Genomic DNA, 20,680 nt, shown 5'->3' with positions numbered 1-20,680 from the left:
CGCTCGACCCTGCGCCGATGTTGGCGCAGAACCGTCGATCCTCCCGAGGGTTCCATGAGTTTTATCGATCGCCTCCTGCAGAGCCGCAGGATCGTCACCAAAGTATTGCTGTTCGTTATTCCTCTCGTTTTTCTCATGGCCGGCGTCGGCCTTCTCGGTTATCGCACCGCCACCATGCTGAACGGTCACATGACCGTCACCCGCGCCACGATCGGCAATATCAGCGATCTGGAACAGCTGCAGAAGGGGCTGCAGGAGTTCAGCCTCGATCCGACGGAGGCGAGCAGGGAGGCTCTCCTGAAGGCGATCGATGCGCAGGAAAAGGGTCTCCGCGTTCTGGACGGCGTGCTGGCCAAGCAGGCGGCGACGGCAGATCTCGGCGCGCTGCGCAATCTTTCGTCGCTGATGCGTGACGAGACAGCTGCCCTTTGGGACAACAAGGTTCGGCGCGACACGCTGGATGCCGGTCTGACCGATGTGGTAGCCTCGCTGAAGAACGAGGGCCAGACAATCCTGAAGCAGGTCGACTTCGTGCGCACGGATCTGTCGGGCAAGGAGCGCTTCGCCAAGGAGCTGCTGTTCGATGCGTCCGCCTTCAAGAGCCTGCTGGATAGGCTCGGCAAGCTTCGTGTCGGCGTGCAGATGGCGTTTACACCGGAAGAACAGCTCTCCGAGACCAAGCTCTATATCGCGCCGCTGCAGAAGGACATCAAGAAGGCCGAGGCGATTGTCTCGGCCAAGGGCAAGGCTCTGGTCGATGAAATTTCCGCAGCCATGGCGAAGATCGACGCTGCCTTGAAGGGTGAAGCGACCGACGAGGCGAAAGCGCAGGAGATCGGCCGCGTCCTGGCTGAGCTGGTGGTGATCGAGCAGAAGATCACGCTGCAGGGCGCGAAGAATTCCGACGTGGCCGCCGATCGGTTCGTCAACCTCGACAAACTGATGGCCGAGCAGAAGGAATTGATGGAACTCGTCGATAACGCGGTCATGGAGATCGCGACGATGGAACTCAAGGTTCAGCAGATGCTGGGCACGCTGGACGATACCAGCCGCCAGACGGTTGTCAGCAAAGTCGAGACGCTGAAGGGGATCGGCGCTCGGATCTCGGAACTCGGTGCGAAGAACAGTGCTCTGCGTGATTTCGCCAAGAAGATCGAGCCGTCGCTCGCCTCGCTCGTCTCGGCCTCGCAGGAAAGGCTCGATGCCGGTCGAGACTGGCAGGCACGCCGCCTCTCGGCCAATGGTCATGTGTCCGACGCAATGGAAGCGTTGCGCAATTTCGTCAGCCACGCCCAGGAAGTCGGCCGCGAGGACAGCGAACGTTCAGCCTCGATTTCGGTTGTCACCATGGTCGTCGGCACGCTGCTCGCCATCATCGGCGGATTGATGTTGATCGAGACGCTGCGGGCGCCACTGAAGCGCATCACGGGCGTGATGTCGCGTCTTGCCAGCGGTGATCTTTCTGTCCCGATCGAGGGTCGCAATCGCGGCGACGAGATTGGCGACATGGTGCGGTCCGTTACGGTTTTCCGTGATGCAGCCCTGGAAAACAAGCGGCTCGAGGAAGAGGCAGCCGCTGCGCGGGCACAGTCCGAACAGGAAAGTGCGCATCGCTCGCAAGAGCGGGCGCGGGTCGAGGCCGATCAGCGGGCAGCACTTGAAGCTCTGTCATCCGTCCTGGAGGCGCTGGCCAATGGCCAGCTCAACGTCACCATGCGCAACGACCTGCCTGCCGATTTCGTCGCCATGGCGTCGACCTACAACCAGGCCGTCGAAACGCTGCGGGCGACGCTGGAAGAGGTGCGCGCGGCAAGTGCCGACATCAATGCGGGCACCGAAAACCTCGCCGTGTCCGCCGACGATCTGGCACGCCGCACCGAACAGCAGGCGGCGGCACTTGAGGAAAGCGTACGGGCACTGTCGCATTTGAGCGATGTGGTGCGTTCGACGGCGGATGGGGCAGGGCGCACCGCCCAGTCCGTCCAGGCGGCGCGTGACCATGCGCGTCAGTCCGGCGTGGTCGTTCGCAAGGCCGTGGATGCCATGTCCGAGATCAGCCGCTCGTCGGAAAAGATTTCGACGATCATCGGCGTCATCGACGAGATCGCTTTCCAGACCAATCTGCTGGCGCTCAACGCTGGCGTCGAAGCCGCGCGTGCGGGTGAGGCGGGCCGTGGCTTTGCCGTGGTCGCACAGGAAGTGCGGGAACTGGCCCAGCGTTCGGCCAATGCCGCCAAGGAGATCAAGACCCTGATCACCGCGTCCGGCGGACAGGTCCGCTCCGGCGTGGAACTCGTCGAACATACCGGCGTCGCGTTGCAGTCGATCATCGATCAGGTCGAAGAGGTCCAGAGCCTCGTCGAGACGATCTCGGCAGCGACCCGCGAGCAATCGACCGGCATCAGCGAAGTCACCAGCGCAGTGCGCGACGTCGAGCTGATCACCCAGCAGAATGCGGCCATGGTCGAGGAGAACAATGCCGAGATCCATGGATTGCGGCAGCGGGTCGACATCCTGATGCACAAGATCGGCCATTTCCGCACCGAGATCGCGGCTCCCGAGCAGCGGGATTTTCGTCGCTCTGCCTGACAGAACGGCTTGCCGGCGGCTCTAGCCGCCGGTGACGCTCATGTGCCGGCCAACGGCGGGCTTCTTGTGGGTACGGTCGATGATGAAATCGTGGCCCTTGGGCTTGCGGCCGATCGCCTCGTCGATCGCCGAGGAGAGGAAGGCATCTTCCTGCGAGGCACGCAGGGCCGTGCGGAGGTCGGCGGCATCGTCCTGACCGAGGCACATATAAAGTGTGCCGGTGCAGGTCAGCCGGACGCGATTGCAGCTTTCGCAGAAATTATGGGTCAGCGGCGTGATGAAGCCGAGGCGCCCGCCCGTTTCCTTCACCTCGACGTAACGTGCCGGACCGCCGGTGCGGAAGGGAATGTCCGACAGTGTGTAGCGGTCCTCAAGCCGTTGACGCACGAGCGACAAGGGGAGGTACTGGTCGGTCCGGTCCTCACCGATTTCGCCCATGGGCATGGTCTCGATCAAGGTCAGTTCCATGCCTTCGGCATGGGCGAATTCCATGAGGGACGGGATCTCGTATTCGTTGAAGTCTTTCAGCGCCACCGCATTGAGCTTGATGGCGATCCCGGCCTTCTGGGCTGCGCGGATACCCTCCATCACCCGGTCCAAGTCGCCCCAGCGGGTGATCGCCTTGAACTTGGCCGCATCCAGCGTGTCCAGGGAGACGTTGATGCGCCGGACACCGGCATCTGCGAGTTCGCCGGCGAAGCGGGCGAGTTGGGATCCATTGGTGGTGAGCGTGAGTTCGTCGAGGCCGCTGCCGAGGTGGCGCGATAGGCCTCGGATCAGGTGCATGATGTTCTTGCGCACCAGAGGTTCGCCGCCCGTGAGACGCAGCTTGCGCACGCCCTTGGCGATGAAGGCCGAACAGAGTCGATCGAGCTCTTCAAGCGTCAGCAGGTCCTTCTTCGGCAGGAAGGTCATGTCTTCCGCCATGCAGTAGGTGCAGCGGAAATCACAACGGTCGGTCACGGAGACGCGGAGATAGGTGACTGCCCGACCAAACGGGTCGATCATGGGTGCGCCCGGATCGCCAAGGGGTGTCGCCGTCAACGCGCCTGAAATCTGCTGCAAGTGATCGCTCCGTGTTGTCAGCGTAATGTGGGACTGCCGGCAACCTGCGTCAAGCGAGCTTGCGGGCGGAAGGCGGAATTGGCTTGCGCGGGTAAGATCTTCGCCCTAACTCTCACGCTCCATCTGCCGAAGAGAAGAGTGCATTATGTCCGATATCTGGCCGAGCGAACTCAAGGTGTCCAAGGACCGCCGCACGCTGACCGTCACCTTCAACGACGGTGTCGTCGTCACTCTGCCGGCGGAAATGCTCAGGGTTCTGTCACCCTCGGCGGAAGTACAGGGCCATGGTCCCGGCCAGGCGGTAACCGTGCCCGGCAAGCGCGATGTTACCATTCGTGCGATGACGCCCACCGGCAATTACGCGGTGCGGATCGGCTTCGATGACGGGCATGACACCGGCATCTTTACCTGGACCTATATGCGGGAGCTGGGTGAGCGCGGGGCAGAGAAATTTGCCGATTACGAACGCTCGCTCGCTGAAAAGGGCCTCACTCGCGATCCGCGCTGAGCGTTGCTGCGACAGCGGATTCGGCAGTCTGATCGGCAGCCATCATCCGTTGAATCAGCGTTTCCATCGTCTCTGCCATGCGCGTGCAGTCTTCCAGCGGCGTTGCCGAGAGCATGTCTTCGATCAAACCCGTCTGAATGACCATGGCCTGCTCGCACACCGCTCTTCCGTCCGCAGTCAGGAAGAGGCGAAGGATGCGCTTGTCCCGCTCGTCGGGACGGCGTTCCAGCAGTCCACGCTTTTCCATTTGCGGCAGCAACATGCTCATGTTGGAGCGACCCACCAGGAGCTTTCTGGCCAGTTCCTGCTGTGAGATGCCTTCAAAGCGATACAGATTGATGAGAATGTCGAGGTGCGGCGGCTTGATGTCGAGAGGCCCCAGCGCCCGGGTGAGGGCCTGTTGCATCAGCTGGCAGGCACGGCCCACGGCGATCCAGCTGCGAAAACGCGGATGGTCCCAGGGGAAGGCTTGATTTTTGTTCATTCTTGTACTTTATTGTTCAGCATTGAACATATCCATGGAATCCAGACTATGACATCCTTTGGTCTCAAGGTCACCCGCCTGGCTTTCGCGCAGCTGGAGAGGCTGTCGCCCCGGATCTCGGGACGGCTCGCCTTCGAGCTGTTTTGTCGCACGCCGTCGCGCAAGCCGAACGGAGCCAAGGCTCTTGCCGTCTTTCGTCTCGGGTCCGAGAGACTGCGCGATGCGCAGACGGTCCGACTCGCTTTGTCGCGAGGAATGGCGGCGGCCCACCACCTGACGCCTAGCCCGGCGAGCAGCGTCAAGGGAGCGCCTCGTATTCTCGTCGTACACGGCTGGGGGTCGCGGGCGGAATATCTGTCGGAGATGGCAGTCGGTTTGCTGGACGCCGGTGCGGAGGTCGTGCTGCTCGATCTGCCCGGGCATGGCGCATCGAGCGGTCGAAGGCTCGATCTCAGGCTCGCGGCCGAGGCGATCGTGGCGGCCGAGCGCCATTTCGGGCATTTCGACGGGGTCGTCGGACACTCCTTCGGCGGGGCTTCGGTCATGATGGCGGCGGGCGGCATCTTCTGCGACGTCCCGAAACTGAAAACGCCGCGCATTGCCTTGATCGGCGCGCCGTCGAGCATCAGCGAGGTTTTTAGTGGTTTTGCCGGTGCTGTCGGTCTCGGGCGGGCAAGCCTTGCTGCCATGCGGGGGCGCGTGCATGAATTGTCAGGCCGGCGCATCGAGGAGCTCGATGGCGTCGCCGTTGCGCGCCGGCTGGGGCGCCCCATGCTTGTCGTCCATGCCGAGGATGACAAGGAGGTGAATGTCGGGCATGCGCAGCGCTATATCGGTGTGTCGCCGCAGATCCGGCATATCTGGGCCAACGGCCATGGCCACCGCCGGATCGTGAGCGCGCCCGAGGTGATCCAGGCGGTTGCCGAGTTTCTTCTGGCCGAGCGTTTGCCCCAAACGGATCGTCAGCGCGTCGTGTCTTGAACTTGTCATCAGTGACCTCTAATCGCTAACCTGGCTTACGGTATAGCGGGGAGATACAGCATGACGATCATCAAGAACCCGGAAGAACTCCAGGCGATCTACGGCGATGTCTCCGAAGCCTCGGTGGCGAAGGTCGTGCCTTCTCTGACGGCTGCCTATCGGCTGATGATTCAGTCTTCACCCTTTGTGGCGCTGGCGACGGTTGGCCCGGAGGGGCTGGACTGTTCGCCGCGCGGTGACGCACAGGCCGTCGTCCGGATCGAGGACGACCGGACGCTCGCGCTACCCGACTGGCGAGGCAATAACCGTATCGATTCGCTGCTCAACATCGTGCGCGACCCGCGCGTGGCGCTGATGTTTCTGATCCCCGGGTCCAATTCGGTAATGCGCGTCAATGGACGGGCGGTGGTCTCTGTCGATCCAAGCTTGCTTGAGAGCTTTGAGATGGATGGCCGACATCCGCGTAGTGTCGCCGTCGTGACGATCGACGAAGTCTACTTCCAGTGCGCTCGCGCGGTGATGCGCGCGGACCTTTGGAACCCAGACCGCCGCGTTGCGGCTGGCGATCTGCCGACGCCGGGCGAAATGCTTAAGGAAGCAAAAGCGGGTTTCGACCAGGAAACCTATGACCGGGAATGGCCAGAGCGCGCCGCCAAGACCATGTGGTGATGTGGCAGGCGCGGATCAGCGCTTGTAGATCAGCCAGCTCTTGGTGAAATCCTTCTTCATGCCGTCTTCATAGGCGCGTGAGCGATTGCGTCCCGCGTTCTTGGCACAATAGAGGGCTATGTCGGCCTTTGCGTAAAGTTCGCCGGCGTCTTCGGAATCGGTTGCCATGCTGAAGCCGAGCGAGATGGTGACTGGGCCGTAATTCACCCCGGTCTTCGAGTTCTTGAAAGGTGTCGTCTCGAGAGCAGTGCGCACACGCTCGCAGACTTGTAGAACTTCCTCGCTGGTATTGCCTTCAACGATGATCGCGAACTCCTCGCCACCGGTGCGGGCGACGAAACAGTCGCGCCGCACATTGCTGCGCAGAACTGTTGCCACCGTCGCCAGGATCTTGTCGCCGACCGGATGTCCGTAGACGTCGTTGACCTTCTTGAAATTGTCGATGTCTGCAAGAACCAGAGCAGCGAGCGGGCGTGATCCACCCGCATAAATTGATGCCAGCTTTTCGTCGAAGGCACGACGGTTGGCGATGCGCGTCAGCGAATCCGTGTTGGCGATGCGCTTGTATTCGTCGAGTTCCCGGCGGACCTCGTCCATTTCCTGCGAACGTTGCGCCATCTGGACGACAGTCTCTTCGCCGTGCGCCATGGTGCTGCCGGTCGCTTCCGTCAGGATGTTGATTGCGCTGCGCAGGATGTCGGCACTGTTGCTGCTTTTTGAATTAATCCGGCTGTAGGTCTCGCCAAGCAACTTGTTGTAGCTTTCGAGAGATGTCTGCTCCTGGCGCAACACGCGCAGTAACGCATCGAGTTCGCTGAGCAGCTTGACATGGACGGCTTCGATGGCGCGAGACTGGTGATTGCCGAAATATTGCTGACCGATCGCGTCGAGTTCGTCTTGGCTCGCACGGCTTCCTAAAGCTGCCAGTTCGCGAGACAGGGTCGGGTTTGAGCCGATGAAAGCCTCGTAAAAGAGTTCGTAGTTGCGCGGAATGGGCGCAACACCCATCGAACGCATGGCAAAGGTGATCTGTGCCGCAACGTCGGGTGCTTGCGTCTTAGACGGCGCTGCCGTGGTCATTCGGCCAACTCCAATTATCCTCTGGGGGCTTTTACAGCTCAAAGAGATGTTAGAGGCAAATAATTTTGAAAACTTTAATGCTGCCGTTACGACAAGTAATTGACGGAAATTCGCGTCAATATGGATCTATCAGCTTAAGGTTCTGTTTTTGATCTTCTTTAGCTGCCGCAACGCCCGTCGCCTGACGTCGCGGCAATCAATTGATCCGAGAAAAATCAGCCGAGATTGAATTCCTGGAAGAAATCATTGCCCTTGTCGTCGGTGACGATGAAGGCCGGGAAGTCTTCGACCTCGATCCTCCATACGGCCTCCATGCCGAGCTCCGGATATTCCAGGACCTCGACCTTGCGGATGCAATCCTGGGCGAGACGGGCGGCCGGGCCGCCGATCGAGCCGAGGTAGAAGCCTCCATGGGTCTTGCAGGCTTCGCGCACCGCGCGCGAGCGGTTGCCCTTTGCCAGCATGACCATGGAGCCGCCGAAGGACTGGAACTGGTCGACATAGCTATCCATACGCCCGGCTGTGGTCGGCCCGAAGGAACCGGAAGCATAACCTGTCGGCGTCTTGGCCGGGCCGGCGTAGTAAACCGGATGATTCTTCATGTAGTCCGGCATGCCTTCGCCCTTTTCCAGCCGCTCGCGGATCTTGGAATGAGCGAGATCGCGAGCAACGATGATCGTCCCTGTCAGGGACAGGCGGGTCTTGACCGGGTGTTTGCTGAGTTCGGCGAGGATCGCCGGCATCGGCTGATTGAGGTCGATCTTGACCACGGATGAGGACAGCGCGGTTTCGTCGATCTCGGGCATGTATTTTGACGGGTCTGTTTCGAGCTGTTCGATATAGATGCCGTCGCGGGTGATTTTACCGACCGCCTGACGGTCGGCGGAACAGCTGACACCGAGCCCGATCGGGAGCGAAGCGCCGTGGCGGGGCAGGCGGATGACGCGCACGTCATGACAGAAATACTTGCCACCGAACTGGGCGCCGACGCCCAGGGACTGGGTGAGTTTGTGGATTTCCTTCTCCATCTCGATGTCGCGGAAGGCATGTCCGCTTTCCGACCCCTCGGTCGGCAGGCCATCGAGATAACGGGCAGAGGCGAGCTTGACCGTCTTCAGCGTCATCTCGGCCGAGAGACCGCCGATGACGATCGCCAGATGGTAGGGGGGACAGGCAGCCGTGCCGAGCGTCAGGATCTTCTCCCTGAGGAAGTCGATCATGCGGTCATGGGTCAGAAGCGAAGGCGTGCCCTGGTAGAGGAAGGTCTTGTTGGCCGAGCCGCCCCCCTTGGCCATAAATAAGAACTTGTAGGCGTCCTCGCCCTCTTCATAGAGGTCGATCTGGGCCGGGAGGTTGGTCTTGGTGTTCTTTTCCTCGAACATCTTGATCGGCGCGAGTTGCGAATAGCGCAGATTGCGGCGCTCATAGGCATCGCGAACGCCGGCAGCCAAGGCCTCATAGTCGTGACCATCGGTCCAGACGCGGCGGCCCTTCTTACCCATGACGATGGCGGTACCGGTATCCTGGCACATCGGCAGAATGCCGCCGGCAGCGATATTGGCGTTCTTCAGAAGGTCGAAGGCGACGAAGCGGTCGTTGTCGGTCGCTTCGGGATCTTGGAGGATCGAGGCGAGCTGCTTCAGGTGGCCGGGACGCAGGAGATGGTTGATGTCCGACAGAGCCGTCTCTGCCAGCAGGCGCAGCCCCTCAGGCTCGACGGTCAGGATTTCCTGACCCTTGAATGTTTCAACGGACACATAGTCCGATGTGATCTTGCGGTAGGGGGTCAGGTCTTCGCCAATTGGGAACAGATCGTCTGCCATCACGGGGCCTTTCGCGGCATCAGCTGGAAATTCCGGTGGTTTACGGGGAAGGACTTAAGATTTCAATGCGTCGAAAGCCGCAGGCTGCGCGTTGATATTTCACCAATGTCTTGAGGATGCGGCGACCGTCATGCATGTGTCGGCGGGCTGAAGATTCGGAGGAGAGCAGGCATGGCTTTGGACAGCGCTAACAAGGATAGCTGGCAACGTTCGATCGTGATCAAGATCTTTCTGGTGAGTTTCGTGTGCATTCATCTGCCGTTGATCGCACTTCTGCTCTTTTTCGGCACGGCATCACAATCGGATGGCATGACGGTCGCGCTCGTTGTTCTTGGCGCCACCCTCGTCGGTACCGTCGCCTGTCTTGCCACGATGTGGTGGCTGACACGGCCCCTGCGGCACCTGGCTTCCGCGATCACGCGCTATCGCACAGGTGGCAGCTTTCCCGAAGACCGCCTCGACAAGCATGGCGAAGACGAGATCGCTGTCGTCACGCGTGCCGTCTGCGGCATGGTCGGAGAGATTGCTGCCCTCGCCGAGCGGGCCGAAGGGCAACCGGCGCTTGATCCGCTGACGGGGCTTTTGAACGGCAGCGCTGCCTATAGCGTGCAGATCGAGCGACAAGGAAACGGCGGAGCAGACGTGACGGTTGCCGTGTTCGAACTGGAGGGAGTGGATGCCATGCAGGCCCTTCACGATCGCGAGGTGACCGATCGCGCTTTGGTGGCCGTGGGTGATCTCGTCCGACAGTATTTCGCGCCGCGCCTGGTCGCGGCACGTATGTCCGGGACGACCTTCGTGCTGCTGTTTGCCGGCGACAAGCCGAGCGCGGTGCTTCGCTGTTGCGAGGATTTGCGCCGAGCCGTGGCCGACCTCGAGGTTGGTCCGGTCGCGCGCGGCAGTCTCTGCGTCACCTTTGGCCTGGCTATCCGCCACGACCAGGAGACCATGGCCGACTTGATCCACAAGGCCGACATGGCACTATTCCGCGCCCGCGATACGCGGCGGACAGGGCTTGAGATTTTGCAGGCGATGTCCTGAAACGCAGGCGACAGCGTTTGTCGCTGTCGCCTGCGGTTTGATCAGTGCGGACCGATCATCAGTTCGGGGCGGACATACTGGTCGAATTCCTCATTGGTGAGATATCCGCCGCCGACCGCTTCCTCGCGCAATGTCGTGCCGTTCTTGTGGGCGGTCTTGGCGATCTTGGCGCAGGCGTCATAGCCGAGCTTGCCGTTCAGCGCCGTGACCAGCATCAGCGAGTTTTCCACTCCCTTGCGGATATTATCCTCGCGCGCCTCGATGCCAACCACGCAATTGTCGGTGAAGGAGACGGCCGCATCACCGAGCAGCTGGACCGACTGGAGGAAGTTGTATGCCATCATCGGATTGTAGACGTTGAGTTCGAAATGCCCCTGGCTTCCGGCGAAGGTGATCGCCGCCTGATTGCCAAAGATGTGGGCGCAGACCTGGGTCAGCGCTTCCGACTGGGTGGGGTTCACCTTGCCCGGCATGATTGAGGAGCCCGGTTCGTTTTCCGGCAGTTGCAGTTCGCCCAGACCGGCGCGCGGGCCGGAGCCGAGGAAGCGGATGTCGTTGGCAATCTTGAAGAGGGCGGCGGCTGCCGCGTTGATCGCACCATGGGCAAAGACCATCGCGTCATGGGCGGCCAGAGCCTCGAACTTGTTCGGCGCGGTGACGAAGGGCAGGCCGGTGATCGCACCGATCTCTTCCGCGACCTTCTCGGCAAAGCCGATCGGGGCATTGAGGCCGGTGCCGACGGCTGTCCCGCCCTGGGCCAGCTCATAGAGGCCGGGAAGCGTCAGCTCGATCCGCTTGATCGACGATGCGACCTGGGCGGCATAGCCGGAGAATTCCTGGCCTAGCGTCAGCGGCGTCGCATCCTGGGTATGGGTGCGGCCGATCTTGATGATGTGGTCGAAGGCTTTTGCCTTGGCATCGAGGGCCGAATGGAGGTGTTTGAGCGAAGGCAGCAGGTGGTGCACCACATGCTCGGCCGCCGCGATGTGCATGGCCGTCGGATAGGTGTCGTTTGACGACTGGCTCATGTTGACGTGGTCGTTCGGATGAACGGGCTTCTTCGAACCCATGGTGCCGCCGAGCATCTCGATGGCACGGTTGGAGATCACCTCGTTGGCGTTCATGTTGGATTGCGTGCCGGAGCCGGTCTGCCACACGACGAGCGGGAAATGGCCGTCGAGCTTGCCGTCGATCACCTCCTGAGCGGCTGCGATGATCGCGTCCGCCAGTTTCGGGTCGAGCTTGCCGAGCGCAAGGTTTGCCCGTGCGGCTGCCTGCTTGACGATGCCCAGAGCGCGAATGACGGGCAGAGGCTGCTTTTCCCAGCCAATCTTGAAATTGCCGAGGGAACGCTGCGCCTGAGCGCCCCAGTAGCGGTCAGCCTCGACCTCGATCGGTCCAAAGGTGTCTGTTTCGGTTCTTTTCGTCATGGGGATCTGCCTTTTCCGCGTGGCTCAGGGGGCGCTGCCCAAAGAGCAATGTAGGTGGCACGGCTGTTGTTGCAAACGGATGGCAATAAGTTGCGTCCAATTGTCAACTATTTTGTGGTCGGATGAATACCCAGAGGGCTTTCGGCCAGCGGCTTGTGTCAATTCTGGCACGTGTCACGACAATTTGTCCCGCCCGCAACCGTGCCTATCCCGAGGCTGAGGGATACTATCCATTAACGTCAATGAAAAATTAACGAATGTTTCCATTTAGTTTGCCGGCGACTTCCGTCTTTGAGATGTGCCGATCGCGCCAAATTTCGTCCGGCGATCCGTTCACGGTTTCGGCGCCGAACTTCCCAAGTAAAGGCTGATGGGCTAGTGATCCGCGCACATGGCCAGCAAGCCGCGAGTCCAAGGGGCTCGATGTGAAATGAGAGCGAGAATGACGAGAACCCCCACATTTGTAGTTACGGCATTTCTGGCAGCGACGACTGCCCTCGGCGCAATGCCGGGAGAGGCCTCAGCCACGACACTTCTCGATCTCCTGCGGGGTGGCCCCGGCCGCAGCACGCGCGAGCAGGCAAAGCCAAACCTGCTTGAGCAGCAGGCGCTGGGTGGTCTTGAAATGGGCGATCCTGAGCCGCTGCCGAAGGTCTCGGGACCACGATACTATACTTACAAGCCTGAGGCCCAGCGGGCGATCCGCATTTCGCCTGTCGCTGCAACAGGCACCGAAGCTGCCGCTTCGGTCGACGTGCAGGATCCGCGGCGGTTCCTCTCCGAGGTCAATGTTCGGGCGACCGAAGACGTCGCCAAGACCATCGAGGCTTATTATGCGGATCGCACCAAGCCTCTGATCTGGGTCGAGGCGACGGGTCTTTCGGAACGCGGTCGGCAGATGATCGCGGCGCTTGCCGATGCCGGTGCCGCCGGTCTCGCTCCGGAAGATTATGCCGTCGCAGTTCCTTCGGATACCGTCACTGATCCAGATCAGCGCCAGCGCGACCTGATGGGCTTCGAAATTGGGCTCTCGGCCAAGGTGGTGACGTATGTGCAGGACACCGTTCGCGGGCGCATCGATCCGAACAAGATCTCCGGCTATCACGATTTCAAGCGCAAGGGTGTGAACCTGGCACCGGTGCTGGATATGCTTCGCAAAAGCCCTGACGTTGCCGCCTACCTTCGCAACCGCGACCCGAAGAGCCCGCAGTTCGTCGCGCTGCGCAACGAGCTTGCCCGGCTTCGTGCGGAAGACGCACAGGCGTCCGTCGAGCCGATCACCATTGCTCCGGGCACGCTGTTGAAGCCCGGTCAGAGCAATCCGGAACTGTCGCGCATCGTCGGTGCGGTCAAGCAGGTGGCGTCGGAGGCGGTACTGACCCAGCATGCCGCCACGCTGGCCTCCTACACCGGCACGCCCGACTATACGCCGGAGCTGGTGTCGCTGGTCGAGACCTTCCAGAAGGAAAAGGGTCTGAAGGCTGATGGCGTCGTCGGCCCGGCAACAATCCGCGCCATGACGGGCCATAGCAATGCTGAGAAGATCGCAAAGCTTCAGGTCGCGATGGAGGCCGTCCGTTGGTTGCCGTCCGATCTCGGCCAGCGCTACGTCTTCATCAACCAGCCAGCTTTCCAAGCCTACTATATCAATGACGGCAAGGAACAGCTGTCGATGCGGGTGGTCGTCGGCTCAAAGTCGAACCAGACCTATTTCTTCCAGGACCAGATCGAAACGGTTGAGTTCAATCCCTATTGGGGTGTGCCGCAGTCGATCATCATCAACGAGATGCTGCCGAAGTTGCGCGCCGATCCTTCCTACCTGGATCGTCTCGGTTACGAGGTTTCCTATGGCGGCCGCAAAGTTGCCTCAAGCCAGGTCGATTGGAACACCACGCATTCTGTGGACGTGCGCCAGCCGCCGGGTGGCGACAATGCGCTCGGCGAGCTGAAGATCCTGTTCCCCAATGATCACGCGATCTACATGCATGACACGCCGTCGAAGAGCTTCTTCAATCGTGACATGCGGGCGCTTAGCCATGGCTGCGTGCGTCTGGCCCAGCCGCGCGTCGTCATGGCGGCTGCCGTCATGGGAACGACCGTCGAGGAAATCGGCAAGCAGATCTCGTCGGGGCAGAACCGCGCCGTACAGGTGCCGCAGAAGATCCCGGTCTATGTCTCTTACTTTACGGCTTGGCCGAACAAGGATGGCGTGGTCGAGTATTTTGACGATGTCTATGGACGCGACGACTATACCGGCAAGGCGTTTAAGGCGACCACGGATGCCCGGGCACCGCGCGCCTGAACGGCATTGCGGTTAATATGAGTGTCGAAGATGGCGGGCTGTGGCCCGCCTTTTTTGTGTCCGTTCAAGCTTGTCCGGTCAGGCGCTGAACGAGATCCAGGGTCAGTTCATCGAAATGGCCGATGACCGTGGATGCACCGAGCGTGTCGACGGCGACGTCTGAGTAGCCGAAGGGCACGGCGATGGAGGGAATGCCGGCGTTGCGCGCCGCCAGGATGTCGTTGATGCTGTCACCGATCATCAGCGCCTTGTGCGCCACTCCGCCGGCCATTTCCACGGTGCCGGTCAGGTGGGCGGCATCCGGCTTGCGCACGGCAAACGTGTCACCGCCGGTAATTGCTGCAAAATAGCCGGTGAGGCCAAGCTTTTCGATCAAGGGACGGGCAAGTCCCTCCATCTTGTTGGTGCAGACGGCAAGCAAATGTCCGGCGTCCCGCAGTCGCTCCAGCGCTTCGATCAAGCCCGGATAGGGACGGCTCTGCCCCGGCATGCCGGCGGCATAGTGATCGATGAAGCGTTCGAGCAGGGCAGGGAGTTCCTCTTCGGCCAGCGGCGCGCCTCTGAGCGCAAAGGCGCGGGCGATCATCACACGGGCGCCTTGTCCGACCAGGTGCGTCAGGTCCTCATAACCGACCGGGGACATGTCTTTGATCGCGATGGTATGATTGAGGCTGGCGACGAGGTCGGGTGCCGTATCCACCAGCGTTCCGTCGAGGTCGAAGACAATGGTCGTGGCTGGGCTGGTCAAGGTCACACTCCCGGGGTGTTCGGTCTGGCCTCCGGCGTTAGGGGAAATCCCCGCAAAAGGCAATTGCAGGCCCCGTTGCGGGGCTTTCGTTTGTGGAACGAGCCGTGTAAACAGCTTTCAACGCAACAGACGGGAGCTTTCGGCGCATGGACGCGCGGGAAATGAAGATCAAGGCGGCAGCCGAGGCATTGACCCATGTCGAAGACGGCATGCGGCTTGGCATCGGCACCGGTTCGACGGCTGAAGAGTTCGTGCGTCTGCTGGCCGAACGGGTCGCGGGTGGACTGAAGGTGGAGGGTGTGCCGACCTCCGAGCGCACCGCCCGGCTTTGCCTGGAACTCGGTGTGCAGCTGCGCTCGCTCGATGAGCTGCCGGAGCTGGATCTGACGATCGATGGCGCAGACGAGATCGATCCGCAGTTGCGGCTGATCAAGGGCGGCGGCGGGGCGTTGCTCCGCGAGAAGATCGTCGCTGCGGCCTCCAGCCGCATGATCGTGATCGCCGACGAGACGAAGATCGTCGACACGCTCGGCGCCTTTCCGCTGCCGATCGAAATCAACCCTTTCGGCCAGGTGTCCACGCAGATCGCGATCGAGGCGCTGGCCTCCCGGCTCGGGCTCTCCGGGGCCTTCGCCTTGCGCAAACGCAGCGACGACAGCGTCTACATGACGGACGGCGGTCACCTCATTCTCGACGCATCTTTTGGCCGCATTCCTGATGCAGACGCTTTGGCGGAACAGCTCAATGCGATCCCCGGCGTTGTCGAACACGGCCTATTCATAAACTTGGCATCCCTCGCGATCATCGCCGGTCCGGCGGGAGCGCGCGTGATGGAGCCAAAAAACTAACAGGAGCATAGAATTACATGATCAGCATTTCGGGTATGGGCCGTTTCGCCTCGATCGCAGTCATTGCCAGCAGTGTCATGCTGGGCGCGCTGTCTGCAAAGGCGCAGGACGTCGCTCCGGAGCATCTCCAGGCCGCCCGGGCCGCGATCGACGCGCTCGGCGTGACCGATCGATTCGACGCCATTCTGCCGAACATCATGGACCGCCTGACGGTTCAGCTCATCCAGGCCTATCCGAACCTGCAGGATCAGATTTCGTCCACGATTGAAGCCGAGGCGCTGAAGCTCGCAGCCCGTCGCGCCGATCTCGAGCGCGAGGCGGCTCTGGTTTATGCCAAGGCCTTCACCCCGGAAGAACTGCAGGCGATCACCGCCTTCTATTCCAGCGATGCCGGCAAGAAGCTGCTCAAGGATGGCCCGATCGCCACTCGCGAATTGCTGAAGGCTGCCGACATCTGGACGTCGGGCATGGCACGTGACCTGGAAAAGCAATCCAACGACGCGCTGCTCAAGATCGTCCAGCCGGAACAGCCGGCCGCCGCGGCGCCGAAGCCCTGATCCATTCCCTGTTAAATTACCAAGCCCGGGCATCGTCCCGGGCTTTTCTTTTGGTCCACCGGCCACCTATATCAGGCTGACAACGCCAGCACGCCCAAGCGCAGGAGCATTTTCCATGACTCAATTCGACTATGACCTGTTCGTCATCGGGGGCGGCTCCGGCGGCGTGCGCAGCGCGCGGCTTGCGGCAGCCATGGGCAAGAAGGTGGCGATTGCCGAGGAATACCGGTTCGGCGGCACCTGCGTCATCCGCGGCTGCGTGCCGAAGAAGCTGTTCGTCTATGCCTCGCAGTTTCACGAGCACTTTGAAGACGCTGCGGGCTTTGGCTGGACGGTTGGCGAGAGCCGATTCGACTGGCATGCGCTGGTGGCGGCAAAGGACAAGGAGATCGACCGGCTCGAAGGACTCTATCGTAAGGGCCTGGAAGGGGCGGGGGCGGAGATCCTGCAAACCCGCGCTGAGCTAACGGGGCCGCACAGTGTAAGGCTCGTTTCGAGCGGCCGGGAGGTCACCGCGGAGCGGATCATCATTGCGGTGGGCGGTGCGCCAAATCCGCATGCGTCGCTGCCGGGTCATGAATTGTGCATCTCGTCCAACGAAGCCTTCCATCTGGAGAGCCTGCCGCGGTCGATACTGATCGCTGGCGGCGGCTATATTGCCGTGGAATTCGCCAACATCTTCCACGGGCTCGGGGTCGAGACCACTTTGATCTACCGGGGCGCCGAGATCCTCAGCCGTTTCGATAAGGACATGCGGCGCGGCCTGCACGACGCGATGGAGGCGAAGGGCATCCGTATTCTCTGCCATGATCACATTCAGAAGGTCGAGAAGTCGCCGGCCGGCAATCTTCAGGTCGAGACGATGAACAATGGCGTGCTTGTGGTCGAGCAGGTCATGCTGGCGCTTGGACGCGACCCGAACACAACGGGTCTCGGCCTGGAGGCTGCCGGCGTCGAGATTAATGAGCGTGGTGCGGTTGTCGTCGATCACTACTCGCGCACCAATGTCCCCAGCATTTTCGCCCTTGGCGATGTGACGGACCGCGTGCAACTGACCCCTGTCGCGATCCATGAGGCAATGTGCTTCATCGAGACGGAATACAAGAACAATCCCACCTCGCCGGACCACGAGCTGATTGCCACCGCCGTCTTCTCCCAGCCGGAGATCGGCACCGTGGGAATGTCGGAGGAGCAGGCAGCGAAGAAGTTCGAGGAAATCGAGGTCTACCGGGCGCAGTTCCGGCCGATGAAGGCCACCCTTTCGGGCCGGGCTGAAAAGATGATCATGAAGCTGATCGTCAATGCGGCGGACCGCAAAGTTGTGGGAGCTCATATTCTCGGTCATGACGCTGGCGAGATGGCCCAGCTTCTCGGCATCACGCTCAAGGCCGGCTGCACCAAGGACGATTTCGACCGGACCATGGCCGTGCATCCGACGGCGGCGGAGGAACTGGTCACCATGTATAGCCCGAGCTATCGGGTGAAAAACGGCGAACGCATCTAAACGCGGAAAGGCCCGCCCTTCTGTGCGCTTGCACCGAGGAGGGCGGGCCTTTTCCAGCGCAGTGAATTTCTGCGATAGGGCCGGTTTGGACCTTCTCAAAAATGCTTTGCGAACTCCGTGGCGATAATCGGAGCCGTGAATACGGCCAACGCCAACAGGGACACTAAAAAGAACCGCAGCCTGCGGTTCCGACGGGTTTGTACGCCACTCCAGTCATACGCCATCACAATGATCCTCATGATCAACGCGAGAAACCTAAGGCTTCCCAACTCACTGCACTGCCCCCACCATGGCGAGTACCCGGCGAGGCTTGCGTGAAGCTGGCCGCAGCGGCGGGGCAGGAGGTCCCGGCTCTGCGGTATTTCGGAGATCACTGATGATGCGGCTGCGCCTGCCCGGGAGCAAGATTGCGTCTCATCTGGCCATGGTCAGGGGGCTGTGGAAACTGTGGGAAACCAGGGTGCAGTGCAGCAAATTATGGCTGCAACAGCCATTCGATCGGCGCTTGCCAGAGGGTGTCGCGGAATTGCGCGCGGAAGAAGCCGAGATGTCCGATCGGGCCGCCGGCTTGTTCGGGTGACAGCCAGCGGATTTCCGTGGGCGCCCGGTGGTAGTATTTCATGAGCGCGTGCTGGGCTCTTGGCGTGCCCCAGGGGTCGTCGGTCATGCCGAGGGAGAGGATCGGCGTCTCGACCTCACCAAAGCGCCGGGGCGCGTCCATGGTGGGGTCGGCGAAGAAGTATTCGGGGTGCCGGCCCCAGCGGGCCCATTCGCGAAACACGGTTCCGGGCAATGTTTGCCCAAGCCCGATCTGGCCGGGCACTTTGCCGAGCAGGAGCGCGAGCGGTACGCCGACCAGGTTCATCTGGCTGAACACACGGTAGCGAGGCTTCGTATTGCCCCAATAGCCGGTCATCGTCGCCACCATCAGATAGCGTCGAAATCGTTCCGAGCAGCCACCGAGCGCCAGCACCTGCCCACCGAAGGATTGACCAATGCCGACGAGTGAATGGCCTGGTGCCTGCCCGTCCAGCGCCTTCAAGGCTGCAGGCATGTCGAAATGCGCCCAGTCGCGCATCAGCATCGGCCGGCGCCAGCCTGGTGGCGGCGTGGATTGGGCGACGCCGCGATAGTCATAGGTGAGGGCGGCGCGAAAGCCATGATCTTGCACGAGGTGCTGGGCAAAGCGGGCATAGAAGCCACGCGGCACAGCAGCCGCAGACGAGATGAGGGCGAGGGGACCCTCGCCTGGCCCGGAAAACAGCGTCGCCGCTATTGGAAAACCGTCGGCTGCCGTGAGGACGAAGTCGCGTTTCACGGTTTGCTCTGCGTTCTCCTGTAGCGTCATCTGGAACCTCCCGCTCGCATCGCCATTAGCTTACGTTTACGTTCAGGTCAACGCAAGGGGTGGGGCGGCGCCGAGCATTCCGCATGTAAATTCTGACGCAACGTCGGGTGGCGCTACAGGCGTATTTAGTGTCGGCCGAAGGCCTTAAACTTCGGCTTTCCAAGCCTTAGATAACCGTTTATAAGCCCCCATCCCTTGCGGCCGGGAGGTTGCCGCAGTTCCAGTATCAGACAGGTGACGACAATGGCGCAGAATTGGACCCCGAGCAGCTGGCGGCAGAAGCCGATCAAGCAGGTTCCGGCCTATCCGGACCAGAATGCATTGAAGGCTGCCGAAGAGCAGCTCGCATCCTATCCGCCGCTGGTCTTTGCGGGCGAAGCCCGTCGCCTGAAGAAGTCGCTCGCCCAGGTTGCGGAAGGCAATGCCTTCCTGCTGCAGGGTGGTGACTGCGCCGAAAGCTTTGCCGAGCATGGTGCCGACAATATCCGCGACTTCTTCCGCGCCTTCCTGCAGATGGCCGTCGTTCTAACTTTCGGTGCACAGCTGCCGGTGGTCAAGGTTGGCCGCATCGCCGGCCAGTTCGCCAAGCCGCGTTCCTCGGACATGGAAAAGATCGGTGACATCGAGCTGCCGAGCTACCGTGGCGACATCATCAACGGCATCGAATTCACCGAAGAGGCTCGCATCCCGAACCCCGAGCGACAGCTGATGGCCTATCGCCAGTCGGCCGCGACGCTGAACCTCTTGCGCGCCTTCGCGATGGGTGGCTACGCCAACCTCGACAACGTGCACCAGTGGATGCTCGGTTTCATCAAGGATAGCCCGCAGGCCGAGCGTTACCGCAAGCTCGCCGACCGGATCTCCGAAACCATGGACTTCATGAAGGCCATTGGCATCACCTCGGACAACAATCCGAGCCTGCGTGAGACCGATTTCTTCACCAGCCACGAAGCGCTGCTGCTTGGCTATGAAGAGGCGCTGACCCGCGTCGATTCGACCTCCGGTGACTGGTATGCCACGTCCGGCCACATGATCTGGATCGGTGACCGCACCCGCCAGGCCGATCATGCGCATCTGGAATACTGCCGTGGGATCAAGAACCCGATCGGTTTGAAGTGCGGCCCGTCGCTGCAGGCGGACGATCTCCTGAACCTGATCGATATTCTTAACCCGCAGAACGAAGCCGGTCGTCTGACGCTGATCTGCCGCTTCGGCCATGACAAGGTTGCCGAGCATCTGCCGCGCCTCATCCGCGCGGTCGAGCGCGAGGGCCGCAAGGTCGTGTGGTCCTGCGATCCGATGCATGGCAACACGATCACGCTCAACAACTACAAGACCCGTCCGTTCGAACGCGTCCTGTCGGAGGTCGAGAGCTTCTTCCAGATCCATCGTGCGGAAGGCTCGCACCCGGGCGGCATCCATATCGAGATGACCGGCAAGGACGTGACCGAATGCACCGGCGGTGCCCGTGCCGTGTCGGCCGAGGATCTGCAGGATCGCTACCACACCCATTGCGACCCGCGCCTCAATGCCGATCAGGCGCTGGAACTGGCCTTCCTGCTCGCCGAGCGGATGAAGGGCGGTCGTGACGAAAAGCGCATGATGGTTGCGAACGGCTGAAACCAAGCTTCAGTTTTCCGAGTTTGACGATCGGGCGGGCTTCAACGAAGCTCGCCCGAAGTCGTTTTGGACAAGGAGAGCGG

Annotated in this window: 17 protein-coding genes; 10 read left to right on the top strand and 7 right to left on the bottom strand. The window is 61.3% G+C overall.

From position 1 onward, the window contains the following. Positions 1-54: 54 nt before the first annotated feature. The gene (locus tag ASE36_RS09870) at positions 55-2,589 is read left to right on the top strand and encodes a methyl-accepting chemotaxis protein (protein ID WP_062278746.1); all 2,535 of its coding nucleotides are present in this window, start codon (positions 55-57) and stop codon (positions 2,587-2,589) included. A gap of 21 nt (positions 2,590-2,610) precedes the next feature. Here the strand turns inward: ASE36_RS09870 and moaA are convergent, their stop codons facing one another. Further along, entirely contained in the window at positions 2,611-3,597 is a 987-nt protein-coding gene (gene moaA / locus ASE36_RS09865) for a GTP 3',8-cyclase MoaA (protein WP_156378665.1), read from the bottom strand. A 202-nt stretch (positions 3,598-3,799) separates the two neighbouring features. Between moaA and ASE36_RS09860 the strand changes: the two genes are divergently transcribed. Then, the gene (locus tag ASE36_RS09860) at positions 3,800-4,162 is read left to right on the top strand and encodes a gamma-butyrobetaine hydroxylase-like domain-containing protein (protein ID WP_062278742.1); all 363 of its coding nucleotides are present in this window, start codon (positions 3,800-3,802) and stop codon (positions 4,160-4,162) included. Here the strand turns inward: ASE36_RS09860 and ASE36_RS09855 are convergent. Further along, positions 4,143-4,646, bottom strand: a complete 504-nt coding sequence (locus tag ASE36_RS09855; protein ID WP_062278740.1) for a MarR family winged helix-turn-helix transcriptional regulator — start codon at positions 4,644-4,646, stop codon at positions 4,143-4,145. The genes ASE36_RS09860 and ASE36_RS09855 overlap by 20 nt on opposite strands. A gap of 48 nt (positions 4,647-4,694) precedes the next feature. Here ASE36_RS09855 and ASE36_RS09850 point away from each other — a divergent pair, with 48 nt between their 5' ends. Both ASE36_RS09850 and ASE36_RS09845 read left to right on the top strand, forming a co-directional pair. Continuing rightward, positions 4,695-5,627 carry an alpha/beta hydrolase gene (locus ASE36_RS09850; RefSeq protein ID WP_062278738.1) on the top strand — a complete coding sequence of 311 codons (933 nt, stop codon included), beginning with the start codon at positions 4,695-4,697 and terminating at the stop codon, positions 5,625-5,627. A 60-nt stretch (positions 5,628-5,687) separates the two neighbouring features. After that, a complete protein-coding gene (locus ASE36_RS09845) occupies positions 5,688-6,296 on the top strand; it encodes a pyridoxamine 5'-phosphate oxidase family protein (protein ID WP_062278736.1) in 609 nt (202 codons plus the stop codon). 15 nt (positions 6,297-6,311) lie between these two features. Here ASE36_RS09845 and ASE36_RS09840 read toward each other — a convergent pair whose 3' ends face one another. Continuing rightward, a complete protein-coding gene (locus ASE36_RS09840) occupies positions 6,312-7,376 on the bottom strand; it encodes a GGDEF domain-containing protein (RefSeq protein ID WP_062278734.1) in 1,065 nt (354 codons plus the stop codon). A gap of 215 nt (positions 7,377-7,591) precedes the next feature. Then, the gene (locus ASE36_RS09835; RefSeq protein WP_062278732.1) at positions 7,592-9,199 is read right to left on the bottom strand and encodes a fumarate hydratase; all 1,608 of its coding nucleotides are present in this window, start codon (positions 9,197-9,199) and stop codon (positions 7,592-7,594) included. A 171-nt stretch (positions 9,200-9,370) separates the two neighbouring features. On the opposite strand from ASE36_RS09835, the gene ASE36_RS09830 reads away from it, so the two are divergent. Continuing rightward, positions 9,371-10,240 carry a GGDEF domain-containing protein gene (locus ASE36_RS09830; protein WP_062278730.1) on the top strand — a complete coding sequence of 290 codons (870 nt, stop codon included), beginning with the start codon at positions 9,371-9,373 and terminating at the stop codon, positions 10,238-10,240. 41 nt (positions 10,241-10,281) lie between these two features. On the opposite strand, the gene fumC is transcribed toward ASE36_RS09830, so the two are convergent. Further along, a complete protein-coding gene (gene fumC / locus ASE36_RS09825; protein WP_062278726.1) occupies positions 10,282-11,670 on the bottom strand; it encodes a class II fumarate hydratase in 1,389 nt (462 codons plus the stop codon). Between the two features lie 442 nt (positions 11,671-12,112). Between fumC and ASE36_RS09820 the strand changes: the two genes are divergently transcribed. Then, positions 12,113-13,972: a L,D-transpeptidase family protein gene (locus tag ASE36_RS09820; protein WP_062611298.1), complete on the top strand. Its 1,860-nt coding sequence runs from the start codon at positions 12,113-12,115 to the stop codon at positions 13,970-13,972. 64 nt (positions 13,973-14,036) lie between these two features. Here ASE36_RS09820 and ASE36_RS09815 read toward each other — a convergent pair whose 3' ends face one another. Beyond that, positions 14,037-14,720, bottom strand: coding sequence for an HAD family hydrolase (locus ASE36_RS09815; RefSeq protein ID WP_062278721.1), 684 nt, complete (start codon positions 14,718-14,720; stop codon positions 14,037-14,039). A 146-nt stretch (positions 14,721-14,866) separates the two neighbouring features. On the opposite strand from ASE36_RS09815, the gene rpiA reads away from it, so the two are divergent. From rpiA to gor, 3 genes are all read left to right on the top strand, one after another. Beyond that, the gene (rpiA, locus tag ASE36_RS09810) at positions 14,867-15,568 is read left to right on the top strand and encodes a ribose-5-phosphate isomerase RpiA (RefSeq protein WP_062278718.1); all 702 of its coding nucleotides are present in this window, start codon (positions 14,867-14,869) and stop codon (positions 15,566-15,568) included. Positions 15,569-15,585: 17 nt separating this feature from the next. Further along, positions 15,586-16,125 (top strand): DUF2059 domain-containing protein, encoded by a 540-nt coding sequence (locus tag ASE36_RS09805; protein ID WP_062278716.1) that lies wholly within the window; start codon positions 15,586-15,588, stop codon positions 16,123-16,125. Positions 16,126-16,240: 115 nt separating this feature from the next. Beyond that, positions 16,241-17,629 (top strand): glutathione-disulfide reductase, encoded by a 1,389-nt coding sequence (gene gor, locus ASE36_RS09800; RefSeq protein WP_062278714.1) that lies wholly within the window; start codon positions 16,241-16,243, stop codon positions 17,627-17,629. A gap of 475 nt (positions 17,630-18,104) precedes the next feature. Here gor and ASE36_RS09790 read toward each other — a convergent pair whose 3' ends face one another. Then, positions 18,105-18,977, bottom strand: coding sequence for a hypothetical protein (locus ASE36_RS09790; protein ID WP_062278710.1), 873 nt, complete (start codon positions 18,975-18,977; stop codon positions 18,105-18,107). A 243-nt stretch (positions 18,978-19,220) separates the two neighbouring features. Here ASE36_RS09790 and ASE36_RS09785 point away from each other — a divergent pair, with 243 nt between their 5' ends. Continuing rightward, the gene (locus ASE36_RS09785) at positions 19,221-20,597 is read left to right on the top strand and encodes a class II 3-deoxy-7-phosphoheptulonate synthase (protein ID WP_062278708.1); all 1,377 of its coding nucleotides are present in this window, start codon (positions 19,221-19,223) and stop codon (positions 20,595-20,597) included. Positions 20,598-20,680: the final 83 nt, after the last annotated feature.

Origin of the sequence: Rhizobium sp. Root274 (assembly GCF_001429245.1) — a bacterium.
GTDB lineage: Bacteria > Pseudomonadota > Alphaproteobacteria > Rhizobiales > Rhizobiaceae > Allorhizobium.
Note: the sequence above shows the minus strand (reverse complement) of the source record. Positions and strands in the feature narration are given on the sequence as shown.

What these genes read in the sequence shown, in the direction of transcription:
- ASE36_RS09870 (WP_062278746.1), top strand. Translation starts at nt 55, where the DNA reads ATGAGTTTTATCGATCGCCTCCTGCAGAGCCGCAGGATCGTCACCAAA.
- moaA (WP_156378665.1), bottom strand. Translation starts at nt 3,597, where the DNA reads ATGATCGACCCGTTTGGTCGGGCAGTCACCTATCTCCGCGTCTCCGTG.
- ASE36_RS09860 (WP_062278742.1), top strand. Translation starts at nt 3,800, where the DNA reads ATGTCCGATATCTGGCCGAGCGAACTCAAGGTGTCCAAGGACCGCCGC.
- ASE36_RS09855 (WP_062278740.1), bottom strand. Translation starts at nt 4,646, where the DNA reads ATGAACAAAAATCAAGCCTTCCCCTGGGACCATCCGCGTTTTCGCAGC.
- ASE36_RS09850 (WP_062278738.1), top strand. Translation starts at nt 4,695, where the DNA reads ATGACATCCTTTGGTCTCAAGGTCACCCGCCTGGCTTTCGCGCAGCTG.
- ASE36_RS09845 (WP_062278736.1), top strand. Translation starts at nt 5,688, where the DNA reads ATGACGATCATCAAGAACCCGGAAGAACTCCAGGCGATCTACGGCGAT.
- ASE36_RS09840 (WP_062278734.1), bottom strand. Translation starts at nt 7,376, where the DNA reads ATGACCACGGCAGCGCCGTCTAAGACGCAAGCACCCGACGTTGCGGCA.
- ASE36_RS09835 (WP_062278732.1), bottom strand. Translation starts at nt 9,199, where the DNA reads ATGGCAGACGATCTGTTCCCAATTGGCGAAGACCTGACCCCCTACCGC.
- ASE36_RS09830 (WP_062278730.1), top strand. Translation starts at nt 9,371, where the DNA reads ATGGCTTTGGACAGCGCTAACAAGGATAGCTGGCAACGTTCGATCGTG.
- fumC (WP_062278726.1), bottom strand. Translation starts at nt 11,670, where the DNA reads ATGACGAAAAGAACCGAAACAGACACCTTTGGACCGATCGAGGTCGAG.
- ASE36_RS09820 (WP_062611298.1), top strand. Translation starts at nt 12,113, where the DNA reads ATGACGAGAACCCCCACATTTGTAGTTACGGCATTTCTGGCAGCGACG.
- rpiA (WP_062278718.1), top strand. Translation starts at nt 14,867, where the DNA reads ATGGACGCGCGGGAAATGAAGATCAAGGCGGCAGCCGAGGCATTGACC.
- ASE36_RS09805 (WP_062278716.1), top strand. Translation starts at nt 15,586, where the DNA reads ATGATCAGCATTTCGGGTATGGGCCGTTTCGCCTCGATCGCAGTCATT.
- gor (WP_062278714.1), top strand. Translation starts at nt 16,241, where the DNA reads ATGACTCAATTCGACTATGACCTGTTCGTCATCGGGGGCGGCTCCGGC.
- ASE36_RS09790 (WP_062278710.1), bottom strand. Translation starts at nt 18,977, where the DNA reads ATGACGCTACAGGAGAACGCAGAGCAAACCGTGAAACGCGACTTCGTC.
- ASE36_RS09785 (WP_062278708.1), top strand. Translation starts at nt 19,221, where the DNA reads ATGGCGCAGAATTGGACCCCGAGCAGCTGGCGGCAGAAGCCGATCAAG.